This is a genomic window from Embleya scabrispora (assembly GCF_002024165.1).
GTDB lineage: Bacteria > Actinomycetota > Actinomycetes > Streptomycetales > Streptomycetaceae > Embleya > Embleya scabrispora_A.
This window is the reverse complement of the sequence record NZ_MWQN01000001.1, coordinates 4402533-4427122: the sequence shown is the minus strand read 5'-3', so window position 1 is coordinate 4427122 and position 24590 is coordinate 4402533. Positions and strand designations below refer to the sequence as shown.

23 protein-coding genes are annotated in these 24590 nt (G+C 70.9%); 12 read left to right on the top strand and 11 right to left on the bottom strand.

Features of this window, described 5'->3' with window-relative positions; genetic code table 11:
* Nucleotides 1-7 precede the first annotated feature (7 nt).
* The 5 genes from B4N89_RS19560 to B4N89_RS19540 all read right to left on the bottom strand — a co-directional run bounded on the left by B4N89_RS19560 (nt 8) and on the right by B4N89_RS19540 (nt 4382).
* On the bottom strand, nt 8-1306 hold the full coding sequence (locus B4N89_RS19560; RefSeq protein WP_201260866.1) for a cytochrome P450: 1299 nt from the start codon (nt 1304-1306) through the stop codon (nt 8-10).
* Nucleotides 1303-1926, bottom strand: a complete 624-nt coding sequence (locus B4N89_RS19555; protein WP_078977126.1) for a GTP-binding protein — start codon at nt 1924-1926, stop codon at nt 1303-1305. The genes B4N89_RS19560 and B4N89_RS19555 overlap by 4 nt, the downstream gene beginning before the upstream one ends.
* Nucleotides 1907-2266: a DUF742 domain-containing protein gene (locus tag B4N89_RS19550; protein ID WP_078977125.1), complete on the bottom strand. Its 360-nt coding sequence runs from the start codon at nt 2264-2266 to the stop codon at nt 1907-1909. The genes B4N89_RS19555 and B4N89_RS19550 overlap by 20 nt, the downstream gene beginning before the upstream one ends.
* A complete protein-coding gene (locus B4N89_RS19545; RefSeq protein WP_078977124.1) occupies nt 2263-2727 on the bottom strand; it encodes a roadblock/LC7 domain-containing protein in 465 nt (154 codons plus the stop codon). The genes B4N89_RS19550 and B4N89_RS19545 overlap by 4 nt, the downstream gene beginning before the upstream one ends.
* Nucleotides 2728-2807: 80 nt before the next feature.
* A complete protein-coding gene (locus B4N89_RS19540; RefSeq protein WP_235618694.1) occupies nt 2808-4382 on the bottom strand; it encodes a sensor histidine kinase in 1575 nt (524 codons plus the stop codon).
* 760 nt (nt 4383-5142) lie between these two features.
* Between B4N89_RS19540 and B4N89_RS19535 the strand changes: the two genes are divergently transcribed.
* The 3 genes from B4N89_RS19535 (at nt 5143) to B4N89_RS19525 (ending at nt 8647) form a co-directional block, all read left to right on the top strand.
* On the top strand, nt 5143-6399 hold the full coding sequence (locus B4N89_RS19535; RefSeq protein WP_078977122.1) for a L,D-transpeptidase: 1257 nt from the start codon (nt 5143-5145) through the stop codon (nt 6397-6399).
* A 145-nt stretch (nt 6400-6544) separates the two neighbouring features.
* The gene (locus tag B4N89_RS19530) at nt 6545-7729 is read left to right on the top strand and encodes a L,D-transpeptidase (protein WP_078977121.1); all 1185 of its coding nucleotides are present in this window, start codon (nt 6545-6547) and stop codon (nt 7727-7729) included.
* A 222-nt stretch (nt 7730-7951) separates the two neighbouring features.
* On the top strand, nt 7952-8647 hold the full coding sequence (locus B4N89_RS19525; RefSeq protein ID WP_321170700.1) for a DUF6629 family protein: 696 nt from the start codon (nt 7952-7954) through the stop codon (nt 8645-8647).
* A gap of 37 nt (nt 8648-8684) precedes the next feature.
* Here B4N89_RS19525 and B4N89_RS19520 read toward each other — a convergent pair whose 3' ends face one another.
* Together B4N89_RS19520 and B4N89_RS19515 are read right to left on the bottom strand one after the other, a co-directional pair.
* A complete protein-coding gene (locus B4N89_RS19520; protein WP_078977120.1) occupies nt 8685-9701 on the bottom strand; it encodes an S-adenosylmethionine:tRNA ribosyltransferase-isomerase in 1017 nt (338 codons plus the stop codon).
* Entirely contained in the window at nt 9698-10405 is a 708-nt protein-coding gene (locus tag B4N89_RS19515) for an SDR family NAD(P)-dependent oxidoreductase (RefSeq protein ID WP_078977119.1), read from the bottom strand. Before B4N89_RS19515 ends, B4N89_RS19520 begins: the two co-directional genes overlap by 4 nt.
* A 133-nt stretch (nt 10406-10538) precedes the next feature.
* Here B4N89_RS19515 and soxR point away from each other — a divergent pair, with 133 nt between their 5' ends.
* Nucleotides 10539-11015, top strand: a complete 477-nt coding sequence (soxR, locus tag B4N89_RS19510; protein WP_201260865.1) for a redox-sensitive transcriptional activator SoxR — start codon at nt 10539-10541, stop codon at nt 11013-11015.
* A gap of 65 nt (nt 11016-11080) precedes the next feature.
* On the opposite strand, the gene B4N89_RS19505 is transcribed toward soxR, so the two are convergent.
* Nucleotides 11081-12352 carry a hypothetical protein gene (locus tag B4N89_RS19505; RefSeq protein WP_078977118.1) on the bottom strand — a complete coding sequence of 424 codons (1272 nt, stop codon included), beginning with the start codon at nt 12350-12352 and terminating at the stop codon, nt 11081-11083.
* Between the two features lie 319 nt (nt 12353-12671).
* On the opposite strand from B4N89_RS19505, the gene B4N89_RS19500 reads away from it, so the two are divergent.
* Both B4N89_RS19500 and B4N89_RS19495 read left to right on the top strand, forming a co-directional pair.
* Nucleotides 12672-13412: a YoaK family protein gene (locus B4N89_RS19500; protein WP_078977117.1), complete on the top strand. Its 741-nt coding sequence runs from the start codon at nt 12672-12674 to the stop codon at nt 13410-13412.
* Between the two features lie 257 nt (nt 13413-13669).
* On the top strand, nt 13670-15337 hold the full coding sequence (locus tag B4N89_RS19495; RefSeq protein WP_078977116.1) for an ABC-F family ATP-binding cassette domain-containing protein: 1668 nt from the start codon (nt 13670-13672) through the stop codon (nt 15335-15337).
* Nucleotides 15338-15370: 33 nt separating this feature from the next.
* On the opposite strand, the gene B4N89_RS19490 is transcribed toward B4N89_RS19495, so the two are convergent.
* Complete coding sequence (locus B4N89_RS19490; RefSeq protein ID WP_078977115.1) at nt 15371-15868, bottom strand: pyridoxamine 5'-phosphate oxidase family protein; 498 nt, start codon at nt 15866-15868, stop codon at nt 15371-15373.
* 64 nt (nt 15869-15932) lie between these two features.
* On the opposite strand from B4N89_RS19490, the gene B4N89_RS19485 reads away from it, so the two are divergent.
* The 3 genes from B4N89_RS19485 (at nt 15933) to B4N89_RS19475 (ending at nt 20604) form a co-directional block, all read left to right on the top strand.
* Nucleotides 15933-16925, top strand: coding sequence for a helix-turn-helix transcriptional regulator (locus tag B4N89_RS19485; protein ID WP_078977114.1), 993 nt, complete (start codon nt 15933-15935; stop codon nt 16923-16925).
* Nucleotides 16926-17256: 331 nt separating this feature from the next.
* Nucleotides 17257-18015, top strand: a complete 759-nt coding sequence (locus B4N89_RS19480) for an ABC transporter ATP-binding protein (RefSeq protein ID WP_078977113.1) — start codon at nt 17257-17259, stop codon at nt 18013-18015.
* A 24-nt stretch (nt 18016-18039) separates the two neighbouring features.
* The gene (locus tag B4N89_RS19475) at nt 18040-20604 is read left to right on the top strand and encodes an ABC transporter permease (protein WP_078977112.1); all 2565 of its coding nucleotides are present in this window, start codon (nt 18040-18042) and stop codon (nt 20602-20604) included.
* A 156-nt stretch (nt 20605-20760) separates the two neighbouring features.
* Here the strand turns inward: B4N89_RS19475 and nfi are convergent, their stop codons facing one another.
* Nucleotides 20761-21471, bottom strand: coding sequence for a deoxyribonuclease V (nfi, locus tag B4N89_RS19470; protein WP_078977111.1), 711 nt, complete (start codon nt 21469-21471; stop codon nt 20761-20763).
* Between the two features lie 114 nt (nt 21472-21585).
* Here nfi and B4N89_RS19465 point away from each other — a divergent pair, with 114 nt between their 5' ends.
* A complete protein-coding gene (locus B4N89_RS19465; RefSeq protein WP_078977110.1) occupies nt 21586-22173 on the top strand; it encodes a hypothetical protein in 588 nt (195 codons plus the stop codon).
* A gap of 107 nt (nt 22174-22280) precedes the next feature.
* On the top strand, nt 22281-22664 hold the full coding sequence (locus B4N89_RS19460) for a BlaI/MecI/CopY family transcriptional regulator (RefSeq protein WP_201260864.1): 384 nt from the start codon (nt 22281-22283) through the stop codon (nt 22662-22664).
* A 49-nt stretch (nt 22665-22713) separates the two neighbouring features.
* Here the strand turns inward: B4N89_RS19460 and B4N89_RS19455 are convergent, their stop codons facing one another.
* Nucleotides 22714-23550 (bottom strand): Uma2 family endonuclease, encoded by an 837-nt coding sequence (locus tag B4N89_RS19455; RefSeq protein WP_078977108.1) that lies wholly within the window; start codon nt 23548-23550, stop codon nt 22714-22716.
* 98 nt (nt 23551-23648) lie between these two features.
* Between B4N89_RS19455 and B4N89_RS19450 the strand changes: the two genes are divergently transcribed.
* Nucleotides 23649-24536: a TauD/TfdA dioxygenase family protein gene (locus tag B4N89_RS19450; RefSeq protein ID WP_078977107.1), complete on the top strand. Its 888-nt coding sequence runs from the start codon at nt 23649-23651 to the stop codon at nt 24534-24536.
* Nucleotides 24537-24590: the final 54 nt, after the last annotated feature.

Below are 24590 nucleotides of genomic sequence, written 5' to 3'. Positions count from 1 at the left end.
CCCGGGATCACCCCACGTACGCCGGGGTGAACTCGACCGGAAGGTTCTCCAGACCGCGCATCCACACCGAGTCGCGCCAGACCAGCTCCCGGGTGGGCACCGACAGGTGGACGTCGGGCAGCCGGTCGAGCAGCACCTCGATCGCCGCCCGGGCGATCACCTCGGCCAACTCGGGCGCCGGGTACGGGCAGCGGTGCTCGCCGTGGCTGAACGACATGTGCGCGCTGTTCCCCGCCGCGCCGGCGTGCGAGTCGGGCCGCACCTGCGGGTCGGTGTTGGCCGCGGACAGCCCGAGCACCAGCAGGTCGCCGGCCTTGATCTTCTGCCCTCCGAGCACCGTCGAGCGCACCGCCCAGCGGCCGATGAAGTTCTGCGTCGGGGTGTCCTCCCACAACACCTCGTTCAGCGCCTGTCCGACGCTGCGCCGGCCGCCGGACAGGGTCAGCGCGAACCGGTCGTCGGTCAGCATCAGCCGCAGCGTGTTGCCGATCCAGTTCGCGGTGGGCTGCTGGGCGGCGGCCATCACCACGAGCATGTCCTGGATCAGTTCCTCCTCGGCCAACTCGGCCGGGTGCACCAGCAACCGCGACGGCACGTCGGCGCCGGGGCGTTCGCGCTTGCGCCGCAACAGTCGGGCCATCGTGTCCCGCACCCGCAGGTACGCCTCCACCGCGCCCTCGCCGCCGTCCAACGAGCCGGCCAGGTCCCGGACCAGATCCGGAGTCTCCTCCTCGGGCAGCCCGAACAGCCGGGCCACCACCAGCGAGGGCAGCCGGTGCGCGTAGTCCGCCATCAACTCGGCCTCGCCCACCCCGGCGAAGTCGTCGACCAGCCGGTCCGCGATCCGCTCGGCCTGGGCGCGCAGTTCGAACTGGTCCACCGCCGCGAGCGCGTCGCTGATCGCCCCGGCCCGGCGCCGGTGCTCGGGCCCTTCGGTGAACATCACCGACGGCTGATAGCCGACGAACGGCATCAGCGGCCAGTCCGGCGGGATCCGGTCCCACGCGTGCCAGCGCCGCGAGTCGCGGGCGAACATCTGGTCGTTCGCCGTGACGTGGTGCACCTCGCGGTAGCCGAGCACGAACCACGCGGGGATGTCGCCGTCGAGCAGGATCGGCGCCACCGAGCCGTACTCCTGGCGTAGTTTGCGATACATCCCGTGCGGGTCCTGCCACAACCCCGGGCCGGACAACCGCGCGGCGCCCTCGTGCGAGGGGTCGAGGGCCGGCCCGCCGCCCGCGTGCGCGGGGCAACCCTGCGGCGGAGCCGGGGCGTTCGGGTCGTTGAGGTCCGAAGGCGTGGTCACAGGGCGTGCTCCCGGGCGAAGGACAACGTGTAGAGGTGGTTCACCAGCGCGATCAGCACGGCCTTGCTGGACTCCCGGCTGCGCGCGTCGCAGTCGACCATCGGGATCTCCGGCGGCAGGGACAGCGCGTCGCGCACCTCCTCCAGCGTGTGCTCGGGCGGCCCGAAGTTGTTGCGGGCCAGGACGAACGGCATGCCGTGGTGCTCCAGCCGGTCGATCGCGTACCACGAGTCCTCGAGCCGCCTGGGGTCGACCAGCACGACCGCGCCGAGCGTGCCCGAGAACAGCCGGTCCCACAGGAACCAGAAGCGCTCCTGCCCGGGGGCGCCGAACAGGTACAGCACCATCTCGTCGTTGAGCGAGATCCGACCGAAGTCGAAGGCGACCGTGGTGGTGGTCTTGCCGTCCGCGCCGCGTGCGTCGTCGATGCCCACACCCGCCCGGGTCATCGTCTCCTCGGTGTTGAGCGGACGTATCTCGCTCACCGAGCGCACCATCGTCGTCTTGCCGACGCCGAACCCGCCCACGATGGCGATCTTGAGCCCGTCGCTCGCGGTGCTCGCCAGGGGGGTACGCACGGCCGGCGCGGACGCGGCGAGCTCAGAGGTTGTGGAGTCCAACGAGCACCTGCTTCAGGATCTCGGTATCGGGTAGTTGCGCCCGGCGCGGGGACAGGCGCGGGTGCCGCGCGGTGATTCGCCCCGTGTCGAGCAGGTCGCAGAGCAGGATCTTCACCACGCCCACGGGCAGGCCCAGTTCGGCGGCGATCTCCACCACGGCGGTCGGTCGATCGCACATCCGCAGGATCCGCACGTGCTCGGACTGCATGCCCGGCGTGGGTTCGCACTCGCTGACGATCAGGGTGACCAGGTCGAACGCGTCCTCGTCGGCGCGCGTTCGACCGTTGGTGACCGTGTACAGCCGGTCCGGATCGCCGCTGTCGACTGGCCGCCGGATCATGCCGATCGGCCGCCTTCGTCGAAGTTCCGAGCCGGTGTGCTCAGATACTCGCCGATCTGCTCGACCAACTCGTTCATGTTGTGGCCCACCACGCCGGCGTCCGCGTCGTCGTCCGCGATCACCGCGAGGTGGGCGCCCTCGCCGGCCTCGACGATGAACAGGATGCCGCCGTGGAACTCGGTCATCGACTGGCGCACGCCGCCGCTGCCGTCGCCGAACTCGATCGACGCGCCGTGCGACAGGCTCTGGATGCCGGACGCTATGGCGGCGAGTTGGTCGGCCTGGTCGATCGTGAGCCCGCCGGTACGGCACAGCTTCAAGCCGTCCTTGGACAACACCAGCGAGTGCCGCGTGCCCGGGGTGCGCTCGATCAGGCTCTCCAGGAGCCAGTCGAGATCGCGCTCGGAGCGCCGTTGCGGGTCGATCCGCTGCGCTTCGGTGCCGTGTGCTGTTGCGCTCATAGGGCTTCCGGGGTGGACATCGCTCGGATGCCCGCCCCCGCCTCCGTTCTCTCGTTGCGTACCACCCGGCGAAGGGGCGATCAGGACTTGTCGTCGGGGGACGCCGTCACGTCCCGACCCGGTCGTTCGCCCTGTACCGCCTGGCGGAACGCGCCGAAGCGGGCCCCGGGCGCGGGGCGCGGTTTGGTCTCGCGGGAACCGGCGTCCGAGCGCGACTCGGCCCGCTCGGCCGCCCTGGTCGCGGCGGCCAGGGTCTGTCCGGGGCGGCGCTTGGCCAGTGGGGACAGCGTGGGTGCGGGCGCCGGCTCGGTCCCCTGCCCGGCCACCGGCTCGAACACCGAGGGCGCCGAGGGAGTCGCGGGTGCCGTGGGTACCGCCGGTGCCACAGGTGCCGCAGGAGTCGCGGGTGCCGCGGGAGCCTCCGTGATCGCGCGGGCCACCGGCGCCGCCTCCACGGGATGCGCCCGCCCCGAACGCACCTCGGGCGCGGCCCGCTTGCGCGGCTCGGGCCGGATCTCGCCGACCAACTGCCGCGGAATCATCACCACGACGCCGGTACCGCCGCGCGAGGACGGCCGGAAGGACACGGTCAGCCCGTGCTTGCGGGCCAGACAACCCACCACGGCCAGCCCCAGACGCGTCCCGGAGAGCGTGGTCAGGTCCAACGCCTCCGCCGAGACCGCCTGTTCCGCCCGCCGCAGGGCGAACTCGCCCATCACCAGGCCGCCGTCCTCCACCGTGACCACGACGCCCGCCGGCACGTCCTCGACATAGACGTGCACCTGCTCGGAGGGCGGCGAGAACTTGGTCGCGTTGTCCATCAGTTCGGCCAGCGCGTGCATCACGCCCTCGGCCGCGTAGCCGGCCACCGCCGCCTCGCTGGTGGAGTGCACCCGCACCCGCTGGTAGGCACTGATCCGGCCGACCGCGCCGCGCAGGATGCTCTCCATCACGATCGGCTTGGTCCAGCGCCGCCCCGAACGCGCGCCGGTGAGCACCGCGATGCTGTCCGCGAGCCGGCCCGCCTGAGCGGTGCTGTGGTCGAGCCGGAGCAGGTCTCCGAAGACCTCCTCGCCGTGCCGGTTCTCCATCTCGCGCAGGTCGGCGAGCATGCTGGTGGACAACGCCTGCACCCGGCCGGCAGCGTTCGCGCACGCCGACATCGCGGCGGCACGCATCCGTTCGCCCTGGCCCACCTCGCGGGCCACGGTGGTCAACATCCGCTCCAGCGCCTCGTGTTGCGGCGTGGGTACACCGGCCAGGGCGGTCTCCACCGACGCGCCGTCGCGCAGCAGTGCCACCAGGGCGGGCAACGTCTGGTCGGCGACCCGGGTCGCCTCGGCCTGGAACGCGGACATCCGGTCCCGGTTGGCGTCGTTCCAGCGGGCCGCGTCACCCTCCAACGTGGCGACCCTGGCGCGCAACAGTTCTGCGGTGCCGATCGCGTAGAGGGTGGCCGCGACCGCGATGGCCAACGCCAGCGCGACCGCCACGCCGCCCACCGCGACGGTGGTGCGATGCTTCGAGCCGACGGCCGACACCGCCCACACGACCGCGCCTGCGGTACAGATCGACACGACCGCGAAGGCGAGCAGTGGCCGCCCCATCGGGGGTCGTTCGGACCGGGCGCGAGGGGGCATGTCTACTGCTGACATCAAGCGGATCCTCGTTGCCGGGGGCTGGTCGGGCGTGAGCCTACCGGGCCGGATCCGGACGTGCCCAACACCGACCTTCCGGACGCAGGCGTAGCCTGACGTGTCGTCAACTGGACTGATATGTCCGTGAGTTACCCATCTCTCCGACGGCCGATCGAACCGGCGCAAACCCCCGCCGAGAGCGAATCCGGCCACGTCCGACCGGATTTGGCACCCGCACCCGCCGAGCCCCGCACACCCGCTCCCGACGGGCCGCGACACCGCGCGAAGCCGCCGCGGCGGTGACCAGTCTCACGTCGGAGAAACCGAGAATGGGTCACGCGACCGGCCCGCGCACGACCCGCGAGTGCCCGCGGCCGACCTCGAACTCCGCCGGTATATAGGGGAGACGCAGAGGAGTGGAGCGCGGCGCGACGCCTATACCCACTCCGCCACGCCCGCGCAAGTACACCGAACGCGGCCTTCGCGCCGACCGCGCCGGCCGCACGGTCGACGCAAGCCCCCGACCCGGTCGATCCGCCGACTCGTCGGCCCCGCAATCCGCCGCACAACCGACGCACCGCCTTCGCCGGCGACGACCACCACCGGGCACGCGGACCGCCGGAGCCAGGACCCGCCCACCAAAACGAGACGTACATCACATCCCGAAGAGAGCAACCTGAGACCCCCTCCGGGAGTCAATGATGCGGAGACTCGCATCGCGCGGCCTCCGTCTTTCGACCCGTTGTGAAGGGAATCCCGAAACGTGGCAGGTAAAGCGATGCGACGGCGCACCGTTCCGGCCGTTCTGATCGCCGGCGCGATCCTGTTCACGGGGGCCTGCGGGCTACTGGGCGGCGACGACAAGGGCGACAAGACGAGCAACGCGGGCAGCGAGTCCAAGGTCACGCCCGGCGCGTCCGGCGGCACCCCGGGCACCGAGTCCGGTCAACCCCCCGAGCCGGCCAAGGGGGCAGCGCCGCAGGTGACCATGACGCCCGAGGACGGCGCCACCGGCGTCGACCTCGCCGATCCGCTGACCTTCGCGATCGAGGGCGGCAAGGTCTCCGCGGTCAAGGTGACCAACGCGAGGGGCGAACAGGTCGACGGCACCCTGTCGCCCGACGGCAAGTCCTGGAAGCCGAAGGTCCCGTTCACCCCCGGCGGCCAGTACACGGTGAGCACCACCGCCACCAACGCGGACAACCAGCCGACCACCATCTCCACCAGGTTCACCACCCAGACGCTGGGCAAGGAGGTGACGGCCTCGATCTTCCCCGACGGTGGGACGGTCGGCGTCGGTCAGCCCGTCTCGGTGCGCTTCGACCGGCCGATCACCAACAAGGCCGAGGCGGAGAAGGCGATGAAGGTCACCGCGTCGCCCGCGGTGTCCGGCGCGTGGCACTGGTTCGGCAACACCCGGGTGGAGTGGCGGCCCAAGGATTATTGGAAGGCCGGCACCAAGGTGAAGGTCGACCTCAACCTGCGCGGCGCCGATCTCGGCGGTGGCGCGGGCTCCAAGCAGTACAAGAGCTTCAACTTCGCGATCGGCAGCGTGGCGCGGATCTCCACCGTCGACGTGGCGAGCAAGACGATGACCACCACCGAGAATGGCAAGGTGGTCAGGACCACCAAGGTCACCACCGGCGAGTCCCCCAAGTACGACACCTGGGGCGGCGTGATGGTGGTGATGGAGAAGTACGAGAAGACCCGGATGAACTCGGCGACCGTGGGTCTGGGCAAGGAGTACGACATCGCGGACGTCCCGTGGGCCGTCCGGATCACCACCTCGGGCACCTTCGTGCACGGCAACTACTGGTACGACAAGGCCAATCCGCCGTTCGGCCGGGCCAACACCAGCCACGGCTGCGTGAGCATGACGCCCGAGGACGCCAAGTGGTTCTACGACCACGCCGATCGCGGCGACGTGGTCAAGGTGGTCAACTCCAAGGAGCGCGCGGTCGCGCCCGACAACGGCTACGGCGCGTGGAACCTGAGCTGGTCCCAGTGGTTGGCCGGCAGCGCGACCAAGGAGTGACCCGGGGAGCACCCCCCGGGCGGGACGCGCCCGACGACGATTGAGACCTCGATCACAGGTCCTCTCATGCAACGGCCACGCGCCCGGCGGCGTCCGATCAGGTGAATCCACCTGATCGGACGGCTGAGCCCGGGGGGCCCTTTTCATGACCGGTATCACCCAGCGTGTCGGGGTCGCCGCGTTCGTCGCGGCGACCTTGTTGTTGACCGGAGCCTGTTCCAAGGACGACGCGAAGAAGTCGGCCGACCCGGCGAAGGCGGCGGGCGAGAACCGGTCCGCCCCGGCCGAGCCCGCCGTGGTCACCCTGACCCCCGTGGACAAGGCCACCGGTGTCGATCCGGGCGCACCGGTCAAGATCGCGGTCGGCGGCGGCAAGGTGTCCGAGGTCAAGGTGACCAACGCGAGCGGCGAGACGGTCGACGGCGCGCTGAGCGGCGACTCCTGGAAGCCGAAGGTGCCGTTCATGTACGGCGGCAAGTACACGGTCACCGCCACCGCCACCAACGCGGAGAACAAGCCGACCACCGCCAACGCGGCGTTCACCGTGCTCAATCCGACGCAGGCGGCCACCGCCACCTTCATGCCGGACGCGGACGCCACGGTCGGCGTGGGCCAGCCGGTGTCGATCACCTTCGACCAGCCGGTGAAGAACCGCAAGGCGGTGCAGGAGGCGATCAAGGTCACCGCCACGCCCGCCGTCGAGGGCGCCTGGCACTGGTTCGGCAACTCGCGGGTGGACTGGCGGCCGAAGGAGTACTGGCCGACCGGCACCCAGGTGAAGGTGGACCTCAACCTGCGCGGCGTGGACCTCGGCGGCGGGGTGATGTCCAAGCAGTTCAAGAGCTTCGGCTTCAAGATCGCGGACACCAAGCGCATCGCCGTGGTGGACGCCAACGCGCACACGATGACCGTCTCCGAGAACGACCAGGTGGTCAAGACGATCCCGATCACCGCGGGCGAGGACCCCAAGTACACGACGTGGAACGGGATCATGGTGATGGAGGAGCGTTACCCCACGCTCGACATGAACTCGCAGACCGTGGGCCTGGGCAACGAGTACGACCAAAAGGCCGTGCCGTACGCGATGCGGATCACCGAGTCGGGCACGTTCCTGCACGCCAACACGTGGACCACGGTCAACCCGTTCGGCAACGCCAACACCAGCCACGGCTGCGTCTCGATGACGCTGGAGAACGCCAAGTGGATGTACGAGCGTTCGATCCGCGGGGACATCGTGCAGGTCAAGGGCAACGACGAGAAGCCGGTGGCGGCCGACAACGGCTACGGCGCGTGGAACCTGACCTGGGAGCAGTGGACGGCCGGCAACTGACGTGCGGTGTGGCCGGACCCGGGGCCGGGTCCGGCCACACTCGTCCCGGTCGCGCCCGCGCCAACCGCGCCGGCGGTCGGCGGTACGTGTGCCCTACACCTGGGCGTGACCCATCCCACGTGGATTCCCGGGGCCGAATGAGCGTATGAACTGTTGAACACACCAACCATGGGTACGCCTGCCACGGGACCACCCCACCCCTCCCGGTGAATCGAGGCAGCCGTGTGTTGGAGCGCCGGTGCGGATCTGGTGATGGGCAGTGCCATCACGGCGGTCGGCATAGCGAGCGTCGCCTCCGTGCGACGGATCAACGATCTGCCGATGGCGCTGCTGCCGGTCATCCTGGGCGCCCATCAGCTCGTCGAGGCGGTGGTGTGGCAGGGCGAGACGGGTGACGTGTCGGCGGGTACCGCCGAGATCGCGCGCGAGGCCTGGGCGGTGATCGCCTTTCCGCTGTTGCCCGCCTTCGTCCCGCTCGCGGTGCTGGCCGCCCAGTGGCCGCTCGCCCGGGGTCGGGAGCGGGTCCGGGCGACGTTCTTCATCGTGCTCGGCCTGGTGGTCGCGGGCGCCCTCGGGCACGCGCTCGTCTCGCGCCCGGTCGACGCCGAGATCTGCGGGAACACCGTGCGCTACTCGGTGGGCATCCCCGGCGCGCCGTGGGTGATCGCCGGCTATCTGGTCGCGACCCTCGGCTCGTTGTTGTTGGCCCGGGACCGACTGTTGCGGTTTTTGGGCCTGGTCTGCGCCGTAGGTGCGGCGATCACCATGCGCCTGTGGTTCCACGCGTTCGCGTCCACGTGGTGCGCGGTCGCGGCCGCGGCGAGCGTGATCGTGTTGTGGTGGGTACGCTCCCGGCGCCCCGCCCCACCGGGGAGCGCGGGCTCGTCGCCCGGGCCCGTGTCCGAGCTGGTGCGCTGAGCCGGCGGCCCGGGGCGGCTCCGGGCCGCCGCGCGGCTCAGGGCAGCAGCAGCGAACTGTCCCCGAACTCGTGCCACAGGTACTCCTCGGCCAGCGCCGCGTCGTAGGCCCTGCGCACCGCTGCCCGGCCCACCACCGCCTCCAGGAGCAGCAGATGGGTGGCCTCGGGCGCGTGCAGACCGCTGATCACGCCGTCGACCACCCGGGCCGGCCGGTCCGGGCCGAGCATCAGGTCGGTCCAGCCGCTCGCGGCCGCGATCTCGCCGTCGGGGCCCACCGCCGACTCCAGGGCCCGGGTCACCGTGGTGCCCACCGCGATCACCCGGCGGGCGCGGCGCACCTGGTGCGCGGTGCTCTCCGGGACGGCGAACCACTCGCGCAGCGGCGGCTCGCCGACCTCCTGGGAGGACACCCCGGTGTGCAGCACGATCGGCGCGACGGTGACCCCGCGGGTGATCAGGTCGACCACCAACTCGTGGGTGAACGGCCGCCCGGCGCTGGGCATCTCGGCGCTGCCCTCGTCCCGGGCGAAGATGGTCTGATACGCCGTCAGCGGCCAGCGCTCGCGCACGTGGGCGTAACTGATCGGTCGGCCGCGGTCGGCCAGGAAGGTTTCGACCCGGGCGTGCGGCACGGTGATCCGGGCCTTCCACAACCGCTGGGGGGTGTGCTCGTGCGGATACGGGTCCAGGAGCAGCGCCATGCCGCACCCGGTGCCGGGGAAGCGCACCGCCTCGAATCGGCGCACCCCGGCCACCGGCCCGGGCGTGCCGTCGGTGTGCCGCAGTTCGAGGATCCAGGTCTCCTCGTCGAGCCGAGTGGCGAAGTGGGCGGTGACCGGCGAGCCGTCGGCGCGGTAGCCGTCCACCGCGGCGGGCAGCGTCGCGGAGGTGTTCACCACGAGCAGGTCGCCGGCTCCCAGGTGCCGTCCGAGGTCGCGGAAGACGGTGTGCTCGACCCGCTCCCCCGCGTGTACGAGCAGCCGGACCCCGTCCCGCGCGAGTCCCCGGGCCTCGGCGGGTTCGGTCGCCTCGTGCACCGTCGCGGTGGTCACGAGATCACCGCCGGGGCGAACTCGGCGACGGTGTACCGCCCGCTCGCGGGACGCTCGTCGTACAGCCGCAGCAGGGCCGGCACCACGGTTTCGGGGTTGGGGCGATCCGAGACGTCCTCGCCGGGGAACGCCTGTCGATGCAGGTCGGTGTTCATGTCCCCGGGGTCGAACGCGTACACGTCCAGGTCCGGGTTCTCGGCGGCCAGCGTCGCGCCGACGTGGTCGAGGGCGGCCTTGGCCGAGCCGTAGCCGCCCCAGCCGGGATAGGCGTTGACGGCGGCGTCCGAGCTGATGTTCACCACCGCGCCGCGGTCGCCGGCGAGCAGGAAGGGCAGGGCGAGTCGGGTCAGCGCCAGCGGCGCGAACACGTTCACCTCGTACACCCGGACCAGATCGGCCGGGGGATGGGCGGCGAGCGGCGGCAGCGGACTCGGCCCGAGCACGCTCGCGTTGTTGACGAGCAGGTCGAGGCGACCGGACTCGCGGATCAGGTCGCGCAGTTCGCGACGGTGTGCGGGATCGGTCACGTCGCCGGCGACGGCGATCACGTCGGCGTCGCCCAGAGCGCGGAGTTCGCGGGCGGCCCGATCCAGGTCGGCGGCGCCGCGGGCGTCCAGGATCAGCGTCCAGGAGCGGATGGCGAGCGCGCGGGCCAGGGCCAGGCCGAGGCCGCGCGAAGCGCCGGTGACGAGTGCGACAGGCATGGTGTTCTCCAGGGGAATTCCACACCCCACCCGGTGATGGGCTGCCCCTCTACACTGCAAGTTCAAGTGCACTTCAGGTCAAGCGACCGGGAAGCGCATCGCACGAGACTTCGGACGAGAACTTGGAGACGGTGTGCTCACCGGAACGGACCTGTTGACGGTCGGGCAGATGACCGCGCGCAGCGGATTCGCGGCATCCGCGCTGCGCTACTACGAGGCCGAGGGCCTGATCACCGCGAGCCGCACGACGGGCGGGCAGCGCCGGTACGAGCGGCACATCCTGCGCCGGCTGGCCTTCATCCGCGCGGCGCAGAACATCGGCCTGTCCCTGGAGGAGATCCGGTCGGCGCTGAGCAATCTCCCGGAGGGCCGCACGCCCACCCCCGCCGACTGGGCCAAGATCAGCCGGGCCTGGCGCGGTCGTCTGGAGGAGGAGATCGAGGCTTTGGTACGGCTGCGTGACGGTCTGGAGCAGTGCATCGGCTGCGGGTGCCTGTCGATGAAGCGCTGCCGGATCTCCAACCCCGACGACCAGGCCGCCCGCTACGGCTCCGGCGCGGTGACGCTGCCGGAACTGCTGCGCGAGGACCGGCGCCACCCCCACGGCTGACGCCGACCGGGCGGGGCGGCGCCCGGGCCCGGCCGGCGGTCGGCGGTCGGTCGGTCGGTCGGTCGTCAGTAGCGGTCGCGCACCACCGCGGCCTGTCGCGCGTCGGGCGCACCCGGCGCGGCCGGAGCCGCGGGGGCCGCGGGCGCCCCGAGCGCCGCCCAGTCCGGCTTGGCGCCGACGTCGTACGTGCGCAGCTTCGCCAGCACCGCCGGATCCTGCGCGTCGAGCCAGTCCACCAGGTCGTGGAAGCTGACACACCTGGTCTCGGGGCGGGTGCAGGCCGTGCGCATCGCGCGTTCGACGGCCTTCATGTAGATGCCGCCGTTCCAGCCCTCGAAGTGGTTGCCGATCAGCAGCGGCGCCCGGTTGCCGGTGTACGCGCGGTCGAAGCCCGCCATGTAGCTCGCGTACGCCTGGTCCTCCCACTCGCCGAACTTCGCCGGGTCGCCCTTGACCGTGCGCGACTGGTTGAACATCACGTTGTAGTCCATCGACAGGACCTCGAACTTGCGCCCCGGCAGCGGGATCTGCTGGAGCGGCAGGTCCCACACCCCGTTCACCTTGTCCGGCCACACCTGCCGCCCGCCGGGCGAACTCGCGTCGTAGCGGAAGCCGAGCGAGGGCGCCGCCGCGAGCAGCGCCTTCTGTCCCTCCAGGCACGGCGCCCGACCGCCGATGAGTTCCTTGTCGTAGTCGAACGGCAGCGCCGGCATGTCGGTCCAACCGGTGTTGCTCTTCCAAGTCTTCACGAACGAACGGGACTGCTCCGTCTCGGCGCGCCAGTCCTCGGCCGACCACGAACCGCCACCGGTGGGTCCGCAGAAGTGTCCGTTGAAGTGGGTGCCGATCTCGTGGCCCTCCTGCCACGCGGCGCCGAGCTGCTCCAGCGTCATCCGCAGGTGGGCGTCGTCGAGGTAGCCGATGTCGGAGGCGCCGATCGGCTTGTGCGGCGGCTGGTACCTGGCCTTTTTGGCCTCGGGCAGCACGTACACCCCGGACAGGAACAGCGTCATCCTGGCGTTGCTCTCCTTGGCCACCTGGCGAAAGCGGGAGAACAACTTCTTGTCGTCCTCGCCGGCGCCGTCCCAGGAGAAGACCACGAATTGCGGCGGGGTCGCACCCGGGGCCAGCTTCTCCGGCCTGGGCCGGTTCGGCTGCTCGCCGGTGTTCGAGGTCGAGCCGTCGCCGATCAGCGTCACCGGGGCCTGTGCGGCCGGCCCCTGGGGAGGTTTCGCGGGCGCGGCGGCCTTTTGTTCGGGATCGCTCCCGTGGACGCGGGCGAAGACGACGAAGCCGATGGCGGCGAACACCGCTACGACGAGCACGATGACGGCCATGGTGCGGGATGATCGCACGAATGCCCCAAATGATTGGAAATATAGGGAACTCGACAGCAGGCTAGATCGGCCGCCGGCCGATTCATCGACCCACCCCACCGGACGGCCGGCCGGCACCACCCCATGGGATGAACGGGTACGGCCACTCGGCCGCGGTGTGAGCGGCCGCACGGGCCGCCGAGGGTGTCGCGGGTCCGCCACCGGCAATGGATAGCCCCGAGCCGGTGGTTCGCCTCGGCACGGGGCGCGCCCGCGCGGCCGCCCGGGGTCCGCTCGCCGGACCCGGACCGAGAACCGGCCGACCCCGGAGGGGACATCGATGCGCGAGACGCTTCGAGACGCCAAACACACGCTGCTGCCGCCGCACGACGACCCGCACGCCCCGCTGCCGCCGCTGCTGATCGTGCTCACCGTGGTCACCGGCCTGGTGGACGCGCTCAGCTATCTCGAACTGGGCCGGGTGTTCGTCGCGAACATGACCGGCAACGTGGTCTTCACCGGTTTCGCGCTGGCCGGCGCCCCCGGCCTGTCGGTGACCGCCTCGCTCGCCGCGCTCGGCGCGTTCCTGGTCGGCGCGGCCGGCGGCGGCCGACTGGGCGTGGTCTTCGGCGCGCGCCGCGTACGCCTGCTGTGGGTCGGCGCCTCGGTACAGGCCGCCCTGCTCGCCGCGGCCCTGATCGTCGCCGCCTCGGCGCACGGCCTGGGCACCGGCGAGCGGTACACCCTGATCCTGCTGCTCGGCCTGGCCATGGGCCTGCAGAACGCGGTGGCCCGCCGACTGGCCGTCCCGGACCTGACCACCACCGTGTTGTCCCAGACGCTGACCGGCCTGGCCGCCGACATCCGCCGACTCGGCGGCACCGGATCCCGGGCGGGCCGCCGGTTGCTCTCCGCGCTCGCGATGGCACTGGGCGCGTTCACCGGCGCGATCCTCGTCCTGCGCGTGCACGTGCTGATCGCGTTCGCCGCGCCGCTCGCCCTGCTGATCGGCACCGCCGCCGTCGCCTACCGCTTCGACCTGCGGGAGCGGCGCGAGCCGAGAGCCGACGAAACCGTTTGAGGTCCACGACGTACCCGAGGTAGCCTGGGCGGGCCACATTGTCGTCCGTCTGGATGGTCCGTTGCGCATCTGAGGTCAGGACATCGCGCCGCTCGAGCCTGCTGTGCTCGCGGTCGCGTTCTCGACCTCGGTGTGGCCGTCCCGGACGACTTTTTCGTCGACTCTCGTTTGTCGACCCTCTCGTTCCCGGTGCTTCCCGATCCCGCCGCGCGGTGTCCCACGCGATCCGTACATCACCGCGTCCCGGGAGAATCCGCATGTCCATTCCGACCGCACCCGCGATCGTCTGCTCCGCCCTGTCCTTCGCCTGGCCCGACGGCACCCCCGTCTGCACCGACCTGGATCTGTCCATCGGCGGCGGGCGCACCGGCCTGGTCGGCGTCAACGGCGCGGGCAAATCCACCCTGCTCAAGCTGATCGCGGGCGAACTGCGCCCCACCGCCGGGACGATCGGCCTCGCCGGCGACCTCGGCTACCTGCCGCAACACCTCCCGCTGGACGCCGACCGGCGCGTGGACGACGTGCTCGGCATCGCCGACACGCGGGCCGCGCTGCACGCGATCGAGGCCGGCGACGCCGACGTCCGGCACTTCGACACCATCGGCGACGACTGGGACGTCGAGGAACGCGCGCGGGCCCAACTCGACCGGCTCGGCCTGCCGCACGTCGACCTCGACCGCACCGTCGGCACCCTGTCCGGCGGCGAGTCGGTGCTGCTCGGGCTGGCCGCGCTGCTGCTGCGCCGGCCGGAGATCCTGCTCCTGGACGAGCCGACCAACAACCTCGACGCGTCCGCGCGCGAGCGGCTGTACGACGCGGTGAGCCGGTACCCGGGGGTGCTCGTCGCGGTCAGCCACGACCGGGTGCTGCTCGATCTGGTCGACCGGATCGTCGAGTTGTTGCCGGACCGGGCGCGTACCCACAGCGGCAACCTCAGCTCCTACCTCGACATCCTGGAGCAGGAGCGGGAGACCGCCGAGCGGCTGGTCCGGGTCGCCCAGACCGACGTGCGCAAGCAGAAGCGCGAGTTGGCCGAGGCCCAGATCCGGCTGGCCCGCCGACAGCGCACCGGCCGCAAGGCCCAATTGGAGGGCGGCCTCCCCAAGATCGTGGCCGGCAACCTCAAACGCGGCGCCGAGGTCTCCGCCGGCAAGCTCAGGGGCACTCACGAGGGCCGCCTCGACGACGCCAAAAGCCGATTGTCCGAGGCCAGGGACGCGGTCCGGGAGGACAAGGAGATCCGGATCGAACTGCCCGAGACCGAGGTGCCGGCCGGCCGCACGGTGCTCACCGTCGAGGGCCTGAACACGGCGGACGCGCTCTACGGCCCGCACGGCGTGGACCTGATCGTGCGCGGCCCGGAACGCATCGCCCTGGTCGGCGACAACGGTTCGGGCAAGACCACCCTGCTCCGCCTGCTCACCGGCGCGGAGCAACCGGCCGAGGGCACCGTCCGGATCAACGTCGAAGGGGTGCGCCACCTGCCCCAGCGGCTGGACATCCTCGACGACGACGCCACCGTCCTGGCCAACGTGCGCCGCTTCGCGCCCGAGGCGACCGACGCGGAACTGCGCGGCCGGCTGGCCCGCTTCCTGTTCCGGGGCAACCGCCCCGAGCAGCGGGTCGGCACGCTCTCCGGCGGCGAACGATTCCGCGCCGTCCTGGCCGCCCTGCTGTCCGCCGACCCGCCGCCGCACCTGCTGATCCTCGACGAGCCGACGAACAACCTGGACCTGGCGTCGGTGCGCCAACTCGAACAGGCCCTGAACGCCTATCGGGGCGCACTGGTCGTGGTCAGCCACGACCGCCCGTTCCTGGACGGGATCGGGATCACCCGGGAGCTGACCCTGCGCCGCGGCGAGGGCTTCGCCGTCCCCGCCCCGCAGGGCGACGCCGAGACCGCGGAGGACGCGCCGGTGGAGTAGCCCCGGCCGGCGCGCGCGGCCGGGGCGCACCGCTCACCCCTCCGCGCGCGCCGACTCCGCGTCGTTGCCCCGCCGGATCGCCCGCACCGGCGCGCCCGGCCGCCAGTTCCGGACCACGATCTCCTGCCCCTCGAGCCCGACCGCGCTCACCTCGCCCAGTTCGACCCGGAACAGGTGGAACGGGGTGGGCGCGTTGGTCTCCGCGACGTATCGCTCCTTGAGCGCCTCGTCGACCTCCTCGATCGCGCGCCCGCTCACCCGGACGTCGCCGTGCGTCATCTCGGCCCCCTCCCCCGGGTTGGCGAACAGCGAGAACCTCGGGTCGCGCAGCAGGTCGCGCGCCTTGAGCGAATCCGGCATCATGCCCAGCCACATCTGCTCGAACCGGAAGTCGGCCTCCAGACCGGTCAACCGCGGCGAGCCGTCCCGACGCAGCGTGCCCAGCACGTGGTGTTTGTACATCCCGAACCGCTCGCGCACCGTCGCCGCGAACTCCGGTTCGGCCTTCTCGAACTCCGCCCAACTCGTCATGACACCCATGATGGCGACCCATCCCTGACAACCGTTGGCAGGGATTCCGGGTTAGTTTCGAGTCATGCGATCCGGTCGACTGGTGGCACTGCTGCTGCACCTGCAGAACCGACCCGGCGGGGCGACCGCCGCCGAGCTGGCCGCCGAGCTGGAGGTGTCGGTACGCACCGTGTACCGCGACGTCGCCGCTCTCCAGTCGTCCGGCGTGCCGCTGTGGACCGAGACCGGTCCGCACGGCGGGATCCGGCTGGTGAAGGGCTGGCGGACCCGGCTGGACGGGCTCACCGGCGACGAGGCCGCCGCGCTGTTCCTGTCCGGCGCGCCGCACGCCGCCGACGCGCTGGGCCTGGACACGGTCCTGGTGGCGGCCCAGACCAAGGTGATGGCCACCCTGCCCGCCGACCTGCGCACCCGGGCGAGCCGGGTGCGGCGGCGGTTCCACCTGGACGCGCCGGGGTGGTTCGCCCGGGACGAGGACGTCCCGCACCTGACCGAGATCGCGGGCGCGGTGTGGACCGGCCACAGGATCGACGTGCGCTACGCCCGCCGCGACCGCGAGGCGACCCGCCGGCTCGACCCGCTCGGCCTGGTGCTCAAGGCCGGCGTCTGGTACCTGGTCGCCCGGCATCGCGTCGACATCCGCAGCTATCGGGTCTCGCGCGTGGTGGCCGCGAGCACCCGGCCGGAACGCTTCGAGCGACCCGACGACTTCGATCTGGGCACGTGGTGGACGCACCACAACGACGACTTCGCCCGCTCGCTGATGCGGTTCGCCTGCGTGATCCGGGTGTCGCCGTTCGGCGCGGCGCAGCTGCCCCGGGTGTTCGGCCCGGTCGTCGCCGCGGACGCGCTCGCGACGGCCGGGCCGCCCGACCCGCAGGGGTGGCGCGAGCTGCGCCTGTGGGCCGAGTCCGAGGAGGTCGCCGCCGGCCAACTCGTGATGCTGGGCGTCGAGATGGAGGCGGTCTCGCCGCCGAGTCTGCGCCGGGCGGTGGCCGCCGCGGGCGCGAGCATCGCCACGCGCCACGGCGTACCCACGGGTCCCCCCAAAGGTTGACACCCCCCTTCTTCAAGCGCGCGTGGCGAGAGATGGGACATTTGGGGAACTCCGTGCCGCATGGGGATCGTTGGCACCACGAGAATCAACGCAACGTGATCACGCGCGTACACACCTTCGGTGACTACCCCACCGGTACGGGCCTCCCCTAGGGGCAAGGGTCGCTTGGCGTACCCCGGGTCCTCCCTGCGTAGGACGAGCGGGTCTGTCCTTGGAGAGGATTCGCCGCGACCGCTTCCCCCCTACGGTGATCGAGTGCACTGCAAGAGCGGAGCGCGCCACCCTTCACCTCAACATGGGGGACAGACTCGTGACCACGGCCACGGCTGCCATGACCGACGCGGACTCCAGGGGCACCATCGCCGCCCGCGCGCAGCAGCTCACCAAGGCGTACGGCGAAGGCGAGACCCGAGTCGTCGCTCTCGACAGTGTGGACGTCCAGATCGGTCGCGGCCAGTTCACCGCGATCATGGGCCCCTCGGGCTCCGGCAAGTCGACCCTGATGCACTGCCTCGCCGGCCTCGACACCGCGACCAGCGGCAAGAGCTGGATCGGCGACACGGAGATCACGAGTCTGAAGGACAAGGCGCTCACCAAGCTCCGCCGCGACAACATCGGCTTCATCTTCCAGGCGTTCAACCTGCTTCCGACGCTGACCGCGCTGGAGAACATCACGCTGCCGATGGACATCGCCGGCCGCAAGCCCGACCGGGCCTGGCTGGACAACGTGATCGAGACCGTCGGCCTGCGCGACCGGCTCAAGCACCGTCCGACCGAGCTCTCCGGCGGTCAGCAGCAGCGTGTCGCCTGCGCCCGGGCGCTGGCCAGCCGGCCCGAGATCATCTTCGGTGACGAGCCGACCGGCAACCTGGACTCGCGCTCGGGCGCCGAGGTGCTGGGCTTCCTGCGGCGCAGCGTCAACGAACTCGGTCAGACCATCGTGATGGTCACCCACGACCCCAACGCGGCGTCCTACGCGGACCGGGTCCTGTTCCTGGCAGACGGTCGAATCGTCGACGAGATGCTGCGTCCCACGTCCGACGCCGTGTTGGAGCGCATGAAGCGCTTCGACGGTGCCCGGACCAGCTGAAACAGGCGGAGAGAGTCCCCCACCATGTTGAAAGCCACGTTCCGCAGCTTCCTGGCCCACAAGGGCCGAATGGTGCTGTCCGCCCTGGCAGTCCTGCTGTCGGTCGCGTTCGTCTCCGGCACCCTGGTCTTCACCGACACGATCACCAAGACCTTCGACGAGCTGTTCAAGTCCACCGCGTCGGACGTCTCGGTCAAGCCCAAGTCCGAGTTCAGCAAGGAAGACCTCGCGCTCACCGGTGAGACGCCCGTCGTCCAGCGGTCGCTGATCGACAAGATCAAGAAGGTCGACGGCGTCAAGGACGCTCACGGCAGCATCAGCCTGGAGTCGTTCACGATCGTCGACAAGAACAACAAGTCGGTGGGACCGTCCAGCGGTGCTCCGACCATCGTCACCAACTGGTTCGAGACCGACCGCACGCCGGTCAAGATCACCAGTGGTGCCGCCCCCAAGGGTCCGGGCGAGGCGCTGATCGACGCCGACACGGCGAAGAAGAAGCACGTCAAGATCGGTGACCAGCTTCGGGCGATCGGGGCGAACGGCGAGTTCACGTTCAAGGTCAGCGGCATCCTGACCTTCACCGCCACCAACCCCGGCGCCGCGCTGCTCTCGTTCGACGACGCCATCGCCTCGCAGCGACTGCTCGGCGACCCGAACGCGGTCACCTCGGTATCGGTCGACGCCGCCGGCGGAGTCGCCGACAAGGACCTCAAGCTGCGGGTGGAGCAGCTTCTCAACGACCCGAAGAACTTCGAGGTCAAGACGGCCGCGGAGACGGCCAAGGAATCCAACGACGAGCTCGGCGGCTTCCTGAACGTGATGAAGTACGCGATGCTCGGCTTCGCCGGTGTCGCCGTCCTCGTCGGCGTCTTCCTGATCTTCAACACCTTCTCCATGCTGGTCGCCCAGCGCACCCGTGAACTGGGACTGATGCGGGCGATCGGGGCGAGTCGGGCGGACGTGAACCGCTCGGTGCTCCTGGAGGCGGTCCTGCTCGGCGTGGTCGGCTCCACGCTCGGCCTGGCGGCGGGCCTCGGTCTGGCCGTCGGCCTGAAGGCGCTGATCAGCGCGGTCGGGATCAACCTCAAGGGCACGTCCCTGGTGATCAAGACCGCCACCCCGATCGTGGCCTACCTGGTCGGCGTGATCGTCACCGTGATCGCCGCGTACGTTCCGGCCCGCCGCGCGGGCAAGGTCGCCCCGATGGCGGCCCTGCGCGAGGCCGGCGCGCCGCCGCAGAAGTCGATCAAGACCCGCTCGGTGATCGGCGCGGTCCTGTTCGGTCTGGGCGCACTCGCGCTGGTCGCCGGAGCCACCTCCTCCAGCGGTGGCCAGGGTGGCGGATTCGTGGGCCTGGGCGTGCTGTTCACGCTGCTCGGCTTCATCGTGCTGGCACCGCTCCTGGCTCGCACCGTGGTCCCGGCGCTGGCCGCCTGGTACCCGAAGCTGTTCGGCTCGATGGGCCGGCTCAGCCGGGAGAACGCGCTGCGCAACCCGCGGCGTACCGGCGCCACCGCGTCGGCGATCATGATCGGTGTGGCCCTCGTCAGCGGTATGGCGGTCGCGGCCTCGTCGATGTCGGCCTCCTTCGACAAGCAGATCGACAAGTCGCTGGGCTCCGACTACACCGTCCAGTCGCTCACCGGGACCTTCCCCGAGAACATCGTCGACGCCGCCCGCAAGACCCCCGGCGTCGGCGAGGTGGTCGCCTCGACCCTGTCCAACGCGGTCATCACCGCGGACGGCAAGTCCAAGAAGGACTTCGTCCTCGGCTCGGACCCGGGCATCGACGGCACGATCAAGACCACCTATCTCCAGGGCAGCGGCGACGCGGCCATGTCGGCGGGCAAGGCGGCGATCGGCGAGGACTTCGCCAAGGACCACCACCTGAGCCTGGGCGGCAAGATCGAGCTCGCCTTCCCGAACGGGCAGAAGACCACGGTCGAGGTCGGCGCGATCCGCAAGAAGTCCGACGACGTCATCGGCATGGGCGAGACGATCGTGATCCCGAACACGATCATGAAGAAGTTCGTCCCGAACGTGCAGTACCAGAGCGTCAGCATCAACGCGGCCAATGGTCAGGACGCGACGAAGGTCGGCGCCGCGCTCAAGACGGCGCTCGAACCCTTCCCGCAGGTCAAGGCGCGTGACCAGAGCGACTACAAGGAACTGATCGGCAAGCAGATCGACACGTTCCTGTACCTGATCTACGGTCTGCTCGGCCTGGCGATCATCATCTCGATCCTGGGTGTGATCAACACGCTGGCGCTGTCGGTGGTCGAGCGCACCAGGGAGATCGGTCTGATGCGGGCGATCGGCGCCTCGCGTCGGCAGATCCGCCGGATGATCCGCCTGGAGTCCATGGTGATCGCGGTGTTCGGCGCCCTGGTCGGGCTCGCGCTCGGCATGGCGTGGGGCATCGGCGCCCAGCGCCTGCTGGCCAACCAGGGCCTGGACGTGCTCAAGGTCCCGTGGGGCACGGTCGTCGGCATCGTGATCGCCGCGGCGATCGTCGGCCTGCTGGCCGCGGTGATGCCGGCCTTCCGGGCGGCACGGATGAACGTCCTGCGCGCCATCGCGACGGACTGACCCGGAGGGGCGACCCTCCCGACAGGCAGCCGGCTCCCCATCCTCCCCCCTTGGGGAGCCGGTGACCGAAGAGCCCCCGCACCGCCTTGCGCAGGCGGTGCGGGGGCTCTTTCGCGTTCGCGGGGCGGGGGCTCTTTCGCGTTCGCGGGGCGGGGGTCAGGAGCGGGCCGCGGGGTGGGACTTCAGTGCCCGGCGGCAGAGTTGGTCGGCCTGGCGGGTGGTCTCCGGGAGGCGGTAGCGCGGGGTCAGGGCCAGTACGTGCGCGCAGGCCGTGTCCAGGTCGACGCCGTGGCCGATCGACACGAAGACCGGCTTGACCGCGTCGCGGGTGCGCAGCGCGCGGCCGACCACTTCACCCTCGTCCACCAGGTCGGCGGCCTCGCCGCGGGCCGGTCCGAGTGGCTCGTACGTCCCGACGAACTGTGTCTTGCCGACCCCGATGGCCGGGAGACCGGTGAGCACGCCGAGGTGGCAGGCCAGCCCGAAGCGGCGCGGATGGGCCAGCCCCTGGCCGTCGCACAGCAGCAGGTCGGGTGCGGCGTCGAGGCGTTCGAGCGCGGCCAGCAGCGCCGGGACCTCCCGGAAGGCGAACAGGCCCGGGACGTACGGGAAGGTCGCCACGCCGTGCACCACCGAGTGCTCCAGGACGGCGTGCGTGTGGGCGTCCAACACCACGACGGCGGCGGCCAGTTCGTCCGAGTCCTCGGCGTAGGCCACATCGAGGCCGGCCACCCGCCGCACCTCGCCCGGCTGCGGCCCGGGCCCGACCGTGTCCACCGTCGGGCGCAGCCGATCCTGCACGGCCAGCGCCTCGGCGGCGGTCCGCGGCCACTCCTCGGCCGATGCGATCGCGGAAGAAGTGCTCATCCCGAGAACGTACCGCCGGCTGCGTGGGTGGAACCCGTCGGTGGGCTGCCGCGTCCACTCTGCGGGTGCGTACGACTGCGCGGTGCGTGCGTTCGACGACGAGGGGGCAGGGCGATGGCGGTGCGGCGGTGGAGTGTGGGGGCGGTGGTCGCGGCCGGGGTGATTCTGGGGGTGTCCGCGTGTGGTGGGTCCGGGGATGATCCGTTCGTGGTGTCGGCGCCCTCGACGAAGGCGCCGCCGGTTCGGGCGCACGCGACCAGGGTGGACACCGGGACGGTCGCCTTCGAGGTCCGCGCCGCCGGGGGCACCGACGCGGGCGCGCAGACCGTGACCACCCCCTGCGATCGGGTGCTGCTCGCGCTCGACGACGTCACGATCGAGTCCAACGAGGTGACCTGCAAGGCGCCGGGCGGCGCCCCGGGCAACGGGTGGCACGGCCTGTACCGCACCGCGGCCGACGTCCCGCCCGGCGCGGTGACCCAGACGGTGCAGACTCCGCTGGGCGAGGCGGTGCTGTTCACCCAGGAGTACTACGAGGCGACCAACTCGGTGCGGCGTTGGCGCGAGCCGGTCGCGATCGTGACCCTGGGCAATCCGCGCTCGCGCAGCCATCCGACCCTGGTCGTGCGCGCCGACAAGGGCATTCTGGACCAGTCCCGGCTCGCCGGGTTCGTCCGCGCAAACCTGCTGCCCCTGGGGTGAGGTCCGCGCCCGGTGCCGGCGGCCGGGCCGAAATCGGCGACCCTGTTGACCGTATTCGGCGCGCGACTAGGCTTCCGGGGCGTTGTGCCCATTCACCGGAGGCCGAAGTGACCGAGAGCAGAGCAGGCGGAGCGCCCGCGCGACGTGGCCCCGGCGAGTTGGAGTCCGAGATCCTGTCCCTGCTGTGGACGTCGCCCACGGCGATGGGCGCGGCCGCGGTGCAGGCACGGGTCTCCGGCGAACTGGCGTACACGACGGTGGTGACGATCCTGTCCCGCCTGCACGACAAGGGTGTGCTCCAGCGCACCAGGTCGGGCCGGTCCTACGTGTACGCGCCGGTGTACGACGAGGCCGGGCTCGCCGCGCGGCGGATGCGCCAGGTGCTGGACAAGGAGGGCGACCGGCAGGCGGTACTCGCCCGATTCGTCTCCGACCTGTCCACCGACGACGAGGCACTACTGCGCCGACTCCTCGAAGAGGGCGGCTCCTGACCCCGCCCGCCGGTTCCTCGACCGGCCCGACCGCACCTGCGGCGGACCTTCAGTAGGTCGGGAAGTCCGCCGTCGTCAGCACGAACCCGAAGCCGGGCAACGGCACGTCCTGGCCGAACGCGTAGGCCGCGCGAGCCGTGTACCTGCCACTCTTGGGCTCGGAATTGACCACAATCGTGCCCTGGCGCGGGTCGACGATCACGTAGACCGGGATACGCATGCGGGGATAGTCGCGCAGCTTGGCCTCCCAGTCGTTCTCGGGGTTCGACCGTGACACGACCTCGACGACGAGTCGCAGGTCGGCGGCGGGAATGTGGTTCTCGATGGTGATGAGATCGTCTTCCGGGAAGACGCAGACGTCGGGGTTGCGCCTTATCAGGTTGGTATCGTCCAACACGTCGATCCCACCGTGCACCGCCATCCCGGCCCATTCGGGACGCCCGGCGATCCCCTGTTCGATACGCATGCGCAGGCGACGCACGATGAACTCGTGGATGCCGGATGGGCCGGTCATCATCACGAGCGTGCCATCGCTGATCTCGACCTTGTAATTGGACGGCGCGTGCATGCTCTCGGCGATGGCGGTCAGTCGGTCGAATTCCTCGCGGTCCATACTTCCCATGGTAGGTCGTAGGATTCCGAGATCGCTTTCCGTGGCCTGCTGGTCACCCGGACGGGAACGGGCGTCCTCGAGGTTGACCCCCGCGAGGTTCACCCGGAGAATTTTGGTGTGGGGATCACGATCATGGCGCGCGCCGGCGAGACCGGCGGGCGTGTTGTCGCGTCGGTGATGCGGCGGCATCGGATCGCGCATCTTCCCGTTCCGCCCGGTATGCGCTGTCGGTAGGGCGCGCGCCGGCTTCGGTTTTCGTTGATGGGTCGTCATGTCTCGTGAATGCGCGGGGTTTCGGCGGTCCGTGCCCGCGTGCGCCCGCTTCGGATGACGTTCTTCTTCATGCGAGGGCCGAAAGGGACACCACACTCATGACCGCTGTCACCGTTTCCGTATCACCCGTCGCCGCCCGAATCGGCGCCGTGGTCGAGGGGGTTCGCCTGGGCGGCGAGCTGGACCCGATCACGGTGGACACCGTGCGGGACGCACTGCACCGGCACAGGGTGATCTTCTTCCGCGACCAGCACCACCTGGACGACGCGGGCCAACTCGCCTTCGCCCGGCTGCTCGGCGATCCGATCGGGCACCCGACCGCGTCCGCCGAGGGCGAGTTGATCGTGCCGATCGACAACGATCACGGGGTGGTCGCCGATCGTTGGCACACCGATGTCACATTCGTTCCCGCCTATCCGCTCGCCTCCATCCTGCGCGCGGTACGCCTGCCGGACGTGGGCGGGGACACGTTGTGGGCCGATACCGCGAGCGCCTATGCGCAACTGCCCGCCCCACTCGCGGCGTTGGCCGATTCGCTGCGGGCGGTGCACAGCAACCGGTACGACTACGTGGCTTCGGACACGGATGGGCTCAGCCAGGCGCGGAAGGACTACCGGGAGTTGTTCGAATCGACCGTGTACGAGACCGAGCACCCGGTGGTGCGGATACACCCGGTCACGGGCGAACGCACGCTGGTTCTCGGCGCGTTCGCACAGCGGCTGGTGGGCTTCGACGCCGAGGACTCGGCGGCGTTGCTCGCGCTGTTGCACAAGCACGTCACTCGACCCGAGAACACCGTGCGATGGCGGTGGCGTGCGGGTGACGTGGCGATCTGGGACAACCGGGCGACGCAGCATCGGGTGATCACCGACTTCGACGGGGCCCGGCGGTTGTTGCACCGGGTGACGATCGACGGGGACGTCCCGGTGGGGGTGGACGGTCGGCGCAGCCTCGCGGTCCGGCCCGCCGGCGAGCCGGTGGCTTGATCGGCGGTCGGCTTGCCGTCCTCGAACGCCGGCCGGGCCGGGGTTTTGCCCGGT

What these genes read in the sequence shown, in the direction of transcription:
- B4N89_RS19465 (WP_078977110.1), top strand. Translation starts at nt 21,586, where the DNA reads ATGGCGGTGCGGCGGTGGAGTGTGGGGGCGGTGGTCGCGGCCGGGGTG.
- B4N89_RS19540 (WP_235618694.1), bottom strand. Translation starts at nt 4,382, where the DNA reads ATGTCAGCAGTAGACATGCCCCCTCGCGCCCGGTCCGAACGACCCCCG.
- B4N89_RS19530 (WP_078977121.1), top strand. Translation starts at nt 6,545, where the DNA reads ATGACCGGTATCACCCAGCGTGTCGGGGTCGCCGCGTTCGTCGCGGCG.
- B4N89_RS19495 (WP_078977116.1), top strand. Translation starts at nt 13,670, where the DNA reads ATGTCCATTCCGACCGCACCCGCGATCGTCTGCTCCGCCCTGTCCTTC.
- B4N89_RS19455 (WP_078977108.1), bottom strand. Translation starts at nt 23,550, where the DNA reads ATGACGACCCATCAACGAAAACCGAAGCCGGCGCGCGCCCTACCGACA.
- nfi (WP_078977111.1), bottom strand. Translation starts at nt 21,471, where the DNA reads ATGAGCACTTCTTCCGCGATCGCATCGGCCGAGGAGTGGCCGCGGACC.
- B4N89_RS19545 (WP_078977124.1), bottom strand. Translation starts at nt 2,727, where the DNA reads ATGAGCGCAACAGCACACGGCACCGAAGCGCAGCGGATCGACCCGCAA.
- B4N89_RS19505 (WP_078977118.1), bottom strand. Translation starts at nt 12,352, where the DNA reads ATGGCCGTCATCGTGCTCGTCGTAGCGGTGTTCGCCGCCATCGGCTTC.
- B4N89_RS19490 (WP_078977115.1), bottom strand. Translation starts at nt 15,868, where the DNA reads ATGACGAGTTGGGCGGAGTTCGAGAAGGCCGAACCGGAGTTCGCGGCG.
- B4N89_RS19485 (WP_078977114.1), top strand. Translation starts at nt 15,933, where the DNA reads ATGCGATCCGGTCGACTGGTGGCACTGCTGCTGCACCTGCAGAACCGA.
- B4N89_RS19515 (WP_078977119.1), bottom strand. Translation starts at nt 10,405, where the DNA reads ATGCCTGTCGCACTCGTCACCGGCGCTTCGCGCGGCCTCGGCCTGGCC.
- B4N89_RS19475 (WP_078977112.1), top strand. Translation starts at nt 18,040, where the DNA reads ATGTTGAAAGCCACGTTCCGCAGCTTCCTGGCCCACAAGGGCCGAATG.
- B4N89_RS19450 (WP_078977107.1), top strand. Translation starts at nt 23,649, where the DNA reads ATGACCGCTGTCACCGTTTCCGTATCACCCGTCGCCGCCCGAATCGGC.
- B4N89_RS19480 (WP_078977113.1), top strand. Translation starts at nt 17,257, where the DNA reads ATGACCGACGCGGACTCCAGGGGCACCATCGCCGCCCGCGCGCAGCAG.
- B4N89_RS19535 (WP_078977122.1), top strand. Translation starts at nt 5,143, where the DNA reads ATGCGACGGCGCACCGTTCCGGCCGTTCTGATCGCCGGCGCGATCCTG.
- B4N89_RS19500 (WP_078977117.1), top strand. Translation starts at nt 12,672, where the DNA reads ATGCGCGAGACGCTTCGAGACGCCAAACACACGCTGCTGCCGCCGCAC.
- B4N89_RS19550 (WP_078977125.1), bottom strand. Translation starts at nt 2,266, where the DNA reads ATGATCCGGCGGCCAGTCGACAGCGGCGATCCGGACCGGCTGTACACG.